Origin of the sequence: Bradyrhizobium sp. BWA-3-5 (genome assembly GCF_032917985.1) — a bacterium.
Classification (GTDB): domain Bacteria; phylum Pseudomonadota; class Alphaproteobacteria; order Rhizobiales; family Xanthobacteraceae; genus Bradyrhizobium.
In genome coordinates this window covers 4,910,968-4,922,994 of sequence record NZ_CP136626.1, presented here as the reverse complement: position 1 = coordinate 4,922,994, position 12,027 = coordinate 4,910,968, and the positions used below count along the sequence as shown (strand labels likewise).

Sequence of the window (12,027 nt, the reverse complement as noted above, 5' to 3'; positions counted from 1 at the left end):
AACACTATCGTCCCGGGAGACCGTGTTCTCGCCGCCGACAATGGCCTTTGGGGACGACGCTTCGCTGCGATCGCCCGCGCATTTGCTGCAACAGTCGACATGGTGGAGTTTCCCCCCGGAGAAGCCGTGGATCCCGATGTTATTGCATCCAAACTGAGGGGAGCCGCCTGTACCTATAAGGCCGTTTTCGTTACGCACAATGAAAGCTCCACGGGTCGGTAGCGGACCTTTCCGCGATCGGTTCGGTCGTGAAAGAGACCGACGCGCTCCTCGTTGTGGACTCCGTCAGTGGTGTCGGCGGACTTGAAATGGGGCAGGATGAATGGGGCGTAGATGTTGTCGTGACGGCGAGCCAAAAGGCCCTGATGTGTCCACCTGGATTGGGCATTGTGAGCGTCAGCGAAAAGGCTTTCTCCGTGATCCGCCGAAACTCATCATCCCAGCGCTTCTATTGGGACTTTGATCGTGCGAGCAACATGATGAAAGAAGGCGAGACACCGTTTACCACCCCAGTGCCCTTGGTGAAGGCTCTTGTGATGGCTCTGCAATTGATGCACGCCGAAGACCTGCAGCTTGTGTTGAAGCGCCATCGTGTGCTGTTTGATGCCCTGCGGGTGGGCTGCGCGGCACTCGGTCTTGGGGATGCTACCCAAGCTTCACAAAAGTCTCCTACAGTGGTCGTTTCCGAACTTCCCGCGTCGTTACTCGGCGCGCAATTCGTGAAGTCCCTCTATGAGAATTTCGGCACTGTCATCGCGGCATCGGTCGGTGAGGCCAACGCCCACAAGATCAGGATCAAAACCATGGGGGCGATAACGTACGACGACATAGCCTTGGATCTCAATCAGATCGAAGCCGTTCTTAACACTAACGGTCGCAACATTGAGGCAGGGATGGGCGAAAAGGCGGCTCGCGCATACGTGCGTCGCTGCGGTATGTTCGACACCCTTGGACTATCTTCTGGAGGTCGCCAATAGCGAACCGTTTCTGCATGGGTTGTTGGCCGCGCTCAAGGGGCGAATGCTTCAACGACAAAGCCCTTTGCGAGCAAGCCATCCTTAAGCGCGCGCGCCATGGCGACGGCGTGAGGTGTGTCCCCGTGTACGCAGATCGTGTCGATCGGTGTTGTTAGCAGGTTCTGTTTCTGGGTGATGATCCCACCCGCTTCGAGCATATGGAGAGTTCGTGCAAGTGCCAGCTCGGGGTCGGTGACAATGGAACCCGGCAGCGAGCGGGGGAGTAGCTGTCCATCCTCGGCGTAGGTGCGATCCGCAAAGATCTCGTGAACGACCCGTAGCGAGTGATCCTCGCCGGCCTTGACCAGGCATCCAAGTGCAGTCGCGACGAGGATGAGATGTGGATTAACGGCCCGGATCGCACGCGCCACCACCGTGGCAACTTCAGGGTTGCCATCTGCCAGATTGCCCAATGCTCCGTGAGGCTTCACAAACGTAATCCGGTGACCTGAGAGGTTCGCCAGCGCGAGCGCGGCACCAATCTGATAAGCGGTGATCTGTTCCACTTCCGCCAAGGTATGAGGCAATACCCTCCGGCCAAACCCCCACAGATCTCGATACCCCGGATGCGCACCAATGGCGACGCTCTTGGCTTTCGCAAGGGCGAAGATATTGGCCATGATGTGTGGATCGCCAGCATGAAAGCCACAGGCAACGTTCGCCGAACTGACGATGTCCAGCATGGCCTCGTCGTCCGCAGAGGTATAAGTGCCGAAGCCCTCGCCCAAGTCTGAATTAAGATCAACTGCGGGCATGGTAGGCGTCACAGCCAAGCTCGAGGACCCTTATCCCAACGTTACCCAGCCGCGGTGCACCGGATGGCGCTTGCGACCGTAGCAGGGCAACAAACTCTATACCATCCGCCAATGGATGCAACTCTTGAGTTTTGTATAAAAACTCCAACCATGACGACAGCGCAAACTGAACATTGCCCATGGGGCAAAATGTCCTGTGGAGGAGGTAAGAATATTCGATATCTAAGGATTGAATACGATTCGATAGTAGTTTATACATCGAAGTGAAGCGAGAACCGCCATGATTATGAAACGACGTTCCCTCCTCAAGGGTCTGACCGCGTTCGGCATTACTTTTCCCATGCTGGGCCGAAGAGCCTTTGCACAAGATGCAGGCACGCTGCGTTTGGGCTTGCTGGACTATCCGTTATCGCTGATCCCTGGAAAGAATAACCACATCTCTACCCAGGGCGTGATACTGCTCATGCACCGGGGCCTGCTCACTTACAACTTCGAGGGTAAAATCGAGGGCGATTTGGCCGAAAGTGTTGAGCGAGACGGTGAAGCCTCTTGGCTTGTTAAGCTTCGGCCTGACGTCCTTTTCAGCGATGGTACGCCCGTTACCGCTGCGGACGTCAAATACAGCATTGAGCGCATGGCGAGCAAAGAACTCGGGTCGGTGCTGCGCGCGAACTTTGCTACCATCGCGCCCGAAGTGGTCGACGGTACGTCGGTCCGCCTCGTAACGAAGACGCCAGATGCGACAATTCCCTCCCTGCTGGCGAACCAGCAGACGCTCATCATCAAGGCAAACTCAGACCATGGTAGCGAGCTCGGCATCGGTGCCGGTCCGTTTGTGCTTCACCGTTTCGAGCAGGGATCCTACGTCGAGCTGGTGCGGTCCAAGCACTATTTCAGGACCGATCTTCCCCATGTCAGCCGCGTTCGCGTTGTTGGATATATCGATGAGGCGTCCCGGGTAAGCGCGCTCACTGCAGGTGACGTCGATTTCATCGACTACGTGCCTTACAACTCAATGGACAAGCTGGAGGCCACAGCTGGCGTCAAGCTCAGGTTTGAGCAGCATGGCGGTCTTCTCTTTCTTGTGTTTAGCGGGAAGGGCATTTTTGCGGACCCTCGTCTGCGCAAGGCCGCCGCGTTCGCGATACGACGCGAGGAGATCGTCAAGGGCGCGCTCTATGGGCGGGGAGCTCCGCTCAACGGTACGCCGAGACCCGACGGGACCCCTTACTTTCTTAAGGAGAATGTGGAGTATTGGCGTTACGATCCAGGATATGCTCGTTCGCTTCTCGCTGAAGCGGGCCATCGCGACGGGTTCAAATGCAAGATGCTTGCAGCATCTGATCTTGCCCAGCACCGAGATGCTGCAATTTTAGTACAAACTCATCTCGCGGAAATCGGCATCAAGGTCGATCTGCTGTTCGCCGACTATGCCACAAGGCAAGCCGCCTGGAATCGCGGCGAAGGCGATTTTGGCGTAAATGGCACTGGCATGGACAGCTTGGACCCGTCTGCGTTCGACCGAATACAGGATCCGAGCCAGCCGATTGCTGCCGTGCGCAGCCACGACATTGCCGCTCCTGGATTGACTGAACTTCTCGCCAAAGGAAAGCAAGAGTTCGACGCTGCCAAGCGAGCTCAGATCTATCGTCAAGCCGATGCCATCTCGCTTGAACATACGACGCTCTGCGGCTTGGCTTATCGCGGCACCGGTTTCGCACATGCAGAGCGGCTAAAAGGTTTTCAGGTGTACCCAGGACTCCTGTCCCCATACTCGATGCGGAGCTTGAATGGGGTATCCGTCTCCAAGTAGCTGTCGCGAAGCCTGCTGAAGGATCCCGACTCTGCGCGCTTCACTTCGTGGCGCTGTTGTTCTCGCTATCAAAAGGGTGCTGTACCAATGGTCTGGTTCGTGAGACGCGTGGGCATTAGTCTGATGCTCCTGCTGGTGGTCACGAGCCTGGTGTTCATGTCCATAAGGATGGTACCAGGCGATCCAGTTGAGCTGCTGCTGTCTTCGGAAGGCAATGCGCCCGACCCTGAGTCGGTGGCAGCAATGCGCGAGCGTCTTGGGTTGGATCGTCCAATCTACGAGCAATATGCCGATACGATGCTGAGATTCGTCCGCTTTGATTTCGGCAAATCGCTCATCAGCGGATCCCCGATCGGGAGGGATATCGCGCTGAGGTTTCCACGCACGCTCGAGCTCGTCGCTCTCGGCTCCCTCGTCAGTCTCCTTATTGGTGTGCCGGCCGGCGTAGCGGCAGCGCTGCGCCGTGGGGGGATATTTGATCGAGTGGCCTTTGCGATCACGGCATTCGTGCAGTCCATTCCGGTCTTTGTCAAAGGTACGATATTCGTGTTGGTGTTCTCACAGATTTTGCGCCTGGTTCCGGCTGGGGGTTACGTGGAGTTTTCCAACGATCCCATAAGACACTTGATGCTGGTGTTGATGCCGTCGTTGACTATTGGCATCGGTTTTGCCGGCACTCTGTTTCGGATAACGCGCGCATCTACACTTGAAGTCATACCGCTGGACTACGTTAGAACTGCCCGTGCGAAAGGGGTGACCCAGCAACGAATCATAGTCCGGCACATTCTCCGCAACTCGCTAATGCCTGTTATCACGGTATTCGCGCTTCATGTCGGCTCGCTGCTGAGCGGCACAGTCTTAACGGAGGCAGTGTTCAATTATCCTGGTCTTTCCGGTATGCTCGTTACAGCCGTGAACTCGCGCGACTATCCGGCTGTCACCGCCATTCTCGCGGTAACTTCCGCCAGCTTCATATTGATCAACCTCGTTGTTGATATGCTCTATGGGCTGCTTGATCCCAGAGTGCGTCGATGAAGCGGAAAAAGGCGGGACTGTTGCCGTTTGTTATGCTGGGGATAATTGCGGTCTTGTGCCTGCTCGCTCCCCTCCTGCCGCTTCCAAATCCGGAGGCGATGAACATCACGAAGCGTTTTGCTTTACCCACGCTTCAGGAACCGTTTGGAATGGACGAGTTTGGCCGCAGTGTGATGTCGCGACTCATCTGGGGAACACGAATCTCGCTTGTGATAGCGGTGACCTCCGCTCTTGCGGCTGCGGCCATCGGCACAGCCTTTGGAGTGCTTGCCGGCTATTTGAGGGGGCTTACTGAAACTCTCGTCATGCGGTCGGTGGACGTGCTGCTCTGTCTCCCCACTCTTCTTATGGCGATGCTGTTCGTCACGCTTTATGGTCCGGGTACCGCGACGGTGATCCCCGTTCTTGCCGTGGTTTACGCGCCGACCTTCACAAGGGTCGCCTACGCATGTGTACTGTCGGTCCGATCGATGGAGTATGTCGAGGCGACCGAGACACTGGGTGCTTCAAGATTGCGGATCATGGTGAGGACAATCCTTCCAAATATCAGTGGGCCGATGCTAGTCCAACTCAGTCTCGCGGCCGCATCCGCGGTGGTTCTGGAATCCGGACTGTCATTCTTGGGGCTTGGGGTCGTTCCTCCGAGTCCGTCACTGGGCGGAATGATAGGTGCTGCGCGTTCCACGATGGCTCACTCGGTCGGACTCCTGGTCTGGCCTTGCATTGTGCTTAGCATCGTTACGTTGACCATGTACGGCACGTGCGACGTGCTTCGGGACTGGCTGGATCCGCGGGGCGGCAGGGCAACTGAGGTCTTGCGTTAATGCAAAGGTTACACCTTAAACGTGGGCGAGTGAGAAGTTGAGCAACCCAATTCTTTCTGTTCGAAATCTAACGACGTCATTCAACCGTGACGGAGTGTGGGTGCCGGTTGTGAAAGATGTCTCCTTTGAGGTCGGATCAGGCGAAACCGTAGCAATCGTCGGAGAGTCAGGCTCGGGTAAGAGCGTCACGTCGCTCTCCGTCATGCGTCTCATTTCTAGCGACCGCGGACGTATCAGCGGCAACATCCAGCTGGCCGGACGCGAGATTCTGTCCCTCTCGGAAGAAGAGATGAGAAAGATCCGAGGCCAATACGCCTCCATGATCTTTCAAGAGCCAATGACCAGTTTGAACCCGGTCATGCGCGTCGGTGACCAGATCGCTGAGGCGCTCATATCGCACGCAAGAATCGGCAGCGCTGAAGCTCGAGCCGAGGCCGTTCGGCTGATCGACCGGGTCCGGATTCCTGGTGCGAAAGCACGATACAGCTATTTTCCACACGAATTTTCAGGCGGCATGAGACAACGCGCGATGATTGCGATGGCTATCGCGTGCAAACCAAGCTTGTTGATAGCCGATGAGCCGACCACCGCTTTGGACGTCACGATTCAGGGCCAGATATTGGAGCTCATCAGAGAGCTGCAGGACGAGGAGGATATGGCAGTTCTCTTCATTACGCATGACCTCGGCGTTGTGGCCGAGATCGCCAATCGCACTCTCGTAATGAACAACGGTGTCATTGTCGAGCAGCGACCAACGTCCGCCATCTTCGAAGGTGCCGAGCATCCTTATACAAGGGCACTGCTTGCTGCAGTCCCGCGATTGGGCTCAATGTCCGGATGCGACAATCCAACGAAATTTGACACCGTGGATACCAAGACCGGCGCCGTTACTCGGTCGTTTCCGGGGCGAAATTCGGTCCGGGCCGAAAGGATTGTGCTTGAGGTTAAGAATCTTACGAAGCATTTCCCGATCACCGGCGGTCTGCTCGGTCGGCCCAAGGCTACGGTTCATGCGCTCGAAGGCGTTTCGTTCGAGGTCCGTGAGGGCGAGACCTTGTCTCTAGTTGGCGAGTCTGGATGCGGAAAGTCCACTGTTGCGCGGTCCATTCTTGGTCTCAATCGTCCGACGGCCGGCGAAATTCGTGCTGAAGGCAAGGATGTCACCGGTTTGCACGGGAGTCGATTGCGCGAGTATCGGCAGCGCGTTCAGATGATTTTTCAGGATCCGTTCGCGAGTCTGAATCCTCGACTTCGCGTGGGGGATGCCATCGCGGAACCGCTAGTTATTCATCGCAGAGCCTCTGGTAGCGAAGCCCAGAAAATTGTTTATGACTTGCTTCAACAGGTCGGACTCGATCCTTCAGTTGCCAACCGTTTCCCGCATGAGTTCTCCGGAGGACAGCGCCAGCGAATCTGTATCGCCAGAGCGTTGACGCTGCAGCCCAAGATGATTGTCGCTGATGAGGCCGTTTCCGCGTTGGATGTGACCGTCAAGGCTCAAGTCATTAATCTGATGCTCGATCTCCAGACGAGCCTCGGACTGTCGTATCTATTCATCTCCCACGATATGGCGGTGGTCGAGCGCGTGAGTCATCGAGTGGCGGTCATGTACCTGGGCGAGATCGTTGAGATTGGCTCACGCAAAGCGATCTTCGGGAATCCGCAGCATCCGTATACCCGAAAACTCATCGAGGCCGTTCCCATACCTGATCCAAAGGTGAGGCGTCAGCGTACGCGCGGACCCGTCCAGGATCTGCCTTCTCCCGTTAGGTCATTGGATTTCAAGCCACCGAAACGCACTTACCGTACTGTGTCTGAGGGACATCTCGTGGTGGCCACGTAGACCGAAGCACCTTCAAATCTAAAATCGCAAGGTACTGCGCGATCCGTGCTTCTAGATGGTCGAGGCACGCTGCGCTAGGGTAGGGAGAAAGCGATGCGACTTAGTAGGTCTGGAGAATTTTTTAGCTGATTTGGGACAGAATCGTACAAGTTGAAACGAGCAAAGCTGAGAACAGCGGAACATGCGCGCTTTGCCGGGCGCGAGAGGAGTTTGGTGTGACAGATTCCGTCTCCAGAACGTTGGATGATTTGCCAGTCTCCTTGGGGTTTTCGGCTGCCAGTGACCATCCTCAGCAGGTGCGCTCGTTTTGGGCAGAGGCGCTGGGGGTCTGCGGGCCACGCTGGATGATCTTGGTGGCGTTGGCTGACCTCGATCGAGGCGATGGCGTTCCGGTTAATGTGGTGTCCGAGAAGCTCCAGGTTGATCCTTCCTTTGTCACAGCGCAATCGAGGCTTCTCGAGAGCAGGGGCTTCCTCCGGAGGAAGCCCCTGAATGGAAAGCCTTGGATTTTGGAGTTGTCGCTAACCGAGAAAACCTACAAGCACCTTACCGCTTTTGAGGTCCTCAAGGACCTCTCCTTCGGGAAGCCGAGCGATTAAGCAGCTTGAGGAGCAAAACCGCCGGTTGCCGGCCCAACTGGGCGGACGTCGACTATGGGGTGCCTTTGGCCTCCACGCGCGCCGGAGCAAATCGGCTCGTGGCGGTCAAGAGCCGGTAGTCGAGTGGCTGACCGGCGATGGCGACGTCGAATGAGGCCATGTCGGTGAAGTCCGACAGACCGAGCCTGCCGGGTTCGTGCGCCTGGCGGAAGATGATCTCCTGCTCCTCACCGTGGATGGCACGCCAGCCTCGGATGCGCCGCTCCAGCGTCCGGCGCACGCCCTCGCCCAACCCGGGATGACGCCGCCTCATCTCCTCGAAAATGGCCACGGGCCGGATGCGGGGCGCTGCCCGCAGCAGCGGCACGACTTCAGCGTCGAAAATGTCGGCGAGTGGATCGGGACGCCGTCGTCCGCGCGGCTCCTTCTTCTGCGAGGGTAGGATTGGATCCTTCTCTATCCTCTGCGAGGGTAGGATTGGATCCTTCTCTATCCGGTAGGCCGCTGACAAGTGATCGACGCCTTCGCCGCGGCGACAGGTGTCGGATGGGTCTTCCTGAGCTTCACGTAGAGCCTCAATTGATGGTCGGTTATGTGGCGGCCGGGCACAAAAGTGATTCCTCCGAATCGGAAAAACCACCGGAATACCGGCCGACCGCGACCACCAGAGAACGGCCTCGAAAAGGCCGCCGCCGCTGGACGGAAACTCCGGTCGGGCTACGCCCTCCCTACGTTCCCGTCCAGCGGCGGCATTCTCATCTTGATTGACGCTGCACTCTCACTTTGATCGCCGCGCCGCAGGAGCCACTGTCCGATGACATTTGGCGCGAGATCGGCTGGGATCGGCGTGAGCTCTTGGGCGCTGCCGCTCACATGTATTCTTATTCCCAGCGCACAAGAGAAGGGCGCATCGCGTTTGACGACCGGGGCGTTCCCTATTGGTGTGGATCACGAACCGATAACAATGGACGGACGCAGAGGGTAACGATCCGCGAACTTCAAGCCACGCTCGTCAATCTGCTGCCGCAGGTGGCGAATGCCAATTCGATCATGCATGGTGTGGCGTGCTCGGTGTCCCGCGGCATTGGTGTGCGAACGTCGGCTTCGATCGCCGTAATGGTCATGCGTGGCAGGCGGCTATGTCGGCTCGGGCGTTGCCACGTCGAATCTGGCGGGCCGTACACTGGCCGATCTGATTACAGGACACATATGAACCTCGCTCATCTTTCCTGGGTCAATCGGCAGGTTGCGCGGTGGGAGTCCGAGCCTCTGCGCTGGCTCGGAATGCGCACGATGTATCATCGTTATCGCCTCGCGGATCGCTACGAAAAACGTGGGCTGCCAACGACGGCTCCCGCGGCGAAATTGGCGGATGCGATTGTCGAGCCCGATTAGTTCAGGCGAAGCAAAAATCCAGCGTTCCGCAAGATCTGATCCGCGATCTCCTGACACATCGATTAGTTCAGCCGAAGTCGATCGAACGCTGTTAGAGGAGTTCAGTCAGATACGTTATCTGGCGTGTGCCCGCTGCGGGTCCAGCTAGGAGAGCCCAGACAGCAAGGCAAGGCTAGCTTTGGCGATCTAACGGTTGGTCACTGACGTGGTTCTGCGGTTGAACGTGTTTCTGACAAAATCGATGAAGCCCCGGGTCTTTACGGCCATATGCCGGTCTCTTTGGAAGAGAGCGTAAATCCCGCTGGCGGACCTTGATCGAGGCGGCGGCGTCTTGACTAACATGATCTGCGAGACACTCCACGTTGATTCTACGTTTTGTAACGATCCAATCGAGGCGTCTCGAAAGGAAAGGCTTCTTGCGACGGATGGTCTCTGAGTCAGACAGTTCAGCCGTGAGGTTGCGCGCAACTAACAAAACCTACGAACCCCTCTCTATGCTTCGTACACTGCCGTGAGCAAGGTGAAATGTAGTCATAACGATAGCGAACTCCGTTCGTTGTTAGGCATGCGATCGTGGAAGCGGGGCTGTCGTCTTGGAAATGGCAGAAGGGGATGCTGGCGCAGAGTCGTTCCAATTTGGTCGATCGCAGCATACTTCAGCGAAGTTGAACCTGCGACACCTCCGGATAGCTGACCTTGTTGCTCAAGGAAGCAGCGTGCAACAAGCCGAGTTCCAGATAGGCGTATCACAATCTGCGGCTACTCAGGCGATATAGCGCTTGGAAATGTCTTTTGGGGATCGACCTCATCCGCGGCCTGCAGCCGAAAGTAATTGACTTGCACTCATGACGACCTCAAGAGTCGCATTCGAAAAACGGAGCGGGGTGCTAACAGAACTGAACGCCTCGGTGCCTGGTGAGCTATCCAAGATGTCTCTCGTCATCCGAAATGATTGACGGCCCACTCTAGCGCAGCAGCAATTCGTCCAGGCCGCTAGGAAGACATGCGCAGCTTTTATGGTTTCGCCACGAAAACCGGCTCACTCGGCTTAACGCAAGCGCATGACCGGCTGGATCAATGAAGAGTCAGTCGTGACCCATCCACGCAAGTAGTTTCAGGAACGCATCTGTACAGTCGGCTCATCCGGGAGCGACTTCATCAAGTGCTCGCATAGAGAAAGCCGATAGGAGTCCGGGATACGTCCAGAATCCCTTGATGCTTTTACGTAGCCCAAATCCCGCGCCGCGATAGGCGATCCCACAGAACGTGGTATAGTCAAGGCAAACCTTGTCCGCCTGCCAATAGAGTTTCGTGCGCTTCTCGGGGGCAAATTCCCGTTTCCCTTTTGCAAGCAACTCGCTGAGCTGCGGAACCTCAATGTTGCTGCTGCGAGTGACGGAGGGTGGAAGGGAGGGGTTCGGATCTTGGATACTCGAAAAGGCGTCTGGGTCAGAGCTGAGCAAGCTGGCGCCATTGATGCCCATGTCACCCTCTCCGCGAAGGCCGGCCGCCAGTCGTGACGAGTAGTCGCTAAGCTGGAAATTCACCTTTATACCGACCTCTGCTAGTTGGCTTTGTATGAAAACAGCGGAATCCCGATGCTGCGCAAGATCGGAAGCAGCCAGCATCGTGCACTTGAATCCCTTTGGTTTTCCTGCTTCGGCGAGAAGGGATCGGACAAGCTCCGGGTCGTAGCGCCAGTAGTTTGCAGTCTCGTCAGAGTAATAGGGGCTGCCTTTGGTGCGTGGTACACCATTGAGGGGTGCCCCTCTGCCGTACAGGACGCCAGTGACGATCTCTTCCCGGCGAAGCGCAAAGGCAACAGCTTTGCGGAGCCGCGCGTCGGCAAAGATGCCCTTGCCGTTAAACGTCAGAAGGAGCAGGCCCCCCTGCGGGTCGTAGTTCAGGGCGAGGTTTGGGTTCTTTTCGACCCCGTCCATCGCGTTGTAGGGAACATAGTCAATGAAATTGACGTCGCCGGCAACCAAGGCGCTGACGCGGGCCGCCTCATCTTGGAAACTGACGATCCGAACACGATCGTATTTGGGTAGACCAGGCTTGAAGTAGTGCTCCGAGCGGACCATTTCGACAAAGGCTCCATCTTCGTGCCGGTCCAGCACGTAAGGCCCAGCACCAATCCCGAACGCTCCGTTTTTGTCGGAGTCCTTTGCAATGATCATGACCTGCTGATTGGCGAGCAGGGCGGGAATAGTCACAACCGGCTCCGGTGTGGTGATCCTGATCGTGCTCTTGTCCACCGTACTGACGCTTAAGCCGGCGAAGTATGGCCTTAACGACGATCCGACCTGATCGCTGGCCATACGCTCGATGCTATATTTCGCATCGTCTGCGGTAATTGCCTTGCCGTTGGAGAACGATGCCTCACGCAGTCTGACCAGCCAGCCTTTTTCGCCATCCTGGCTCCAGCTCTCCGCGAGTTCACCCCGCAGTTCACCTCGGTGGTCATAGGTCAAAAGCCCGCGATGCATGAGAAGAATAGTTCCCATGGTGGTAATGCCGTCGCTTCGTCCCGGCACGAATGTTGCTGGGAACCACTGCAAGCCCAACCGGAGCGTGTTGTCGGCTTGCTGGGCGCTGGCGATACTGCGAAGCATTGGCAGAGAGGCACCTGCCGCAACCAACGATTTCAAGAAATGACGGCGGTTTGCTTCCATTCTTCTCTCCCAAGGCCGGAACGCGAAAATACCTTTGATGCTAGGTAATGTATACATTGTAACTAAATTGCA

General features: G+C 56.8%; 9 protein-coding genes and 1 pseudogene. 7 read left to right on the top strand and 3 right to left on the bottom strand.

Features of this window, described 5'->3' with window-relative positions:
• Positions 1-248 precede the first annotated feature (248 nt).
• Positions 249-977: a pyridoxal-phosphate-dependent aminotransferase family protein gene (locus RX331_RS23885; protein ID WP_317252333.1), complete on the top strand. Its 729-nt coding sequence runs from the start codon at positions 249-251 to the stop codon at positions 975-977.
• Positions 978-1,009: 32 nt separating this feature from the next.
• Here the strand turns inward: RX331_RS23885 and RX331_RS23880 are convergent, their stop codons facing one another.
• Entirely contained in the window at positions 1,010-1,771 is a 762-nt protein-coding gene (locus RX331_RS23880; RefSeq protein WP_317252332.1) for a 5-oxoprolinase subunit PxpA, read from the bottom strand.
• A 280-nt stretch (positions 1,772-2,051) separates the two neighbouring features.
• On the opposite strand from RX331_RS23880, the gene RX331_RS23875 reads away from it, so the two are divergent.
• From RX331_RS23875 to RX331_RS23855, 5 genes are all read left to right on the top strand, one after another.
• Positions 2,052-3,584: an ABC transporter substrate-binding protein gene (locus RX331_RS23875; RefSeq protein WP_317252331.1), complete on the top strand. Its 1,533-nt coding sequence runs from the start codon at positions 2,052-2,054 to the stop codon at positions 3,582-3,584.
• A gap of 87 nt (positions 3,585-3,671) precedes the next feature.
• Positions 3,672-4,619 (top strand): ABC transporter permease, encoded by a 948-nt coding sequence (locus RX331_RS23870; protein ID WP_317252330.1) that lies wholly within the window; start codon positions 3,672-3,674, stop codon positions 4,617-4,619.
• On the top strand, positions 4,616-5,443 hold the full coding sequence (locus RX331_RS23865; RefSeq protein WP_317252329.1) for an ABC transporter permease: 828 nt from the start codon (positions 4,616-4,618) through the stop codon (positions 5,441-5,443). Before RX331_RS23870 ends, RX331_RS23865 begins: the two co-directional genes overlap by 4 nt.
• Before the next feature lie 37 nt (positions 5,444-5,480).
• Complete coding sequence (locus RX331_RS23860) at positions 5,481-7,286, top strand: ABC transporter ATP-binding protein (RefSeq protein WP_317252328.1); 1,806 nt, start codon at positions 5,481-5,483, stop codon at positions 7,284-7,286.
• 215 nt (positions 7,287-7,501) lie between these two features.
• Complete coding sequence (locus tag RX331_RS23855) at positions 7,502-7,885, top strand: hypothetical protein (RefSeq protein WP_317252327.1); 384 nt, start codon at positions 7,502-7,504, stop codon at positions 7,883-7,885.
• A 109-nt stretch (positions 7,886-7,994) separates the two neighbouring features.
• Here the strand turns inward: RX331_RS23855 and RX331_RS23850 are convergent.
• Positions 7,995-8,464, bottom strand: a pseudogene (locus tag RX331_RS23850) (IS21 family transposase); the annotation flags it as partial.
• Between the two features lie 204 nt (positions 8,465-8,668).
• Here RX331_RS23850 and RX331_RS23845 point away from each other — a divergent pair.
• Positions 8,669-9,280, top strand: coding sequence for a hypothetical protein (locus RX331_RS23845; protein WP_317252326.1), 612 nt, complete (start codon positions 8,669-8,671; stop codon positions 9,278-9,280).
• A gap of 1,139 nt (positions 9,281-10,419) precedes the next feature.
• Here the strand turns inward: RX331_RS23845 and RX331_RS23840 are convergent.
• On the bottom strand, positions 10,420-11,955 hold the full coding sequence (locus RX331_RS23840) for an ABC transporter substrate-binding protein (RefSeq protein WP_317252325.1): 1,536 nt from the start codon (positions 11,953-11,955) through the stop codon (positions 10,420-10,422).
• Positions 11,956-12,027 lie beyond the last annotated feature (72 nt).

What these genes read in the sequence shown, in the direction of transcription:
- RX331_RS23880 (WP_317252332.1), bottom strand. Translation starts at nt 1,771, where the DNA reads ATGCCCGCAGTTGATCTTAATTCAGACTTGGGCGAGGGCTTCGGCACT.
- RX331_RS23875 (WP_317252331.1), top strand. Translation starts at nt 2,052, where the DNA reads ATGATTATGAAACGACGTTCCCTCCTCAAGGGTCTGACCGCGTTCGGC.
- RX331_RS23870 (WP_317252330.1), top strand. Translation starts at nt 3,672, where the DNA reads ATGGTCTGGTTCGTGAGACGCGTGGGCATTAGTCTGATGCTCCTGCTG.
- RX331_RS23865 (WP_317252329.1), top strand. Translation starts at nt 4,616, where the DNA reads ATGAAGCGGAAAAAGGCGGGACTGTTGCCGTTTGTTATGCTGGGGATA.
- RX331_RS23840 (WP_317252325.1), bottom strand. Translation starts at nt 11,955, where the DNA reads ATGGAAGCAAACCGCCGTCATTTCTTGAAATCGTTGGTTGCGGCAGGT.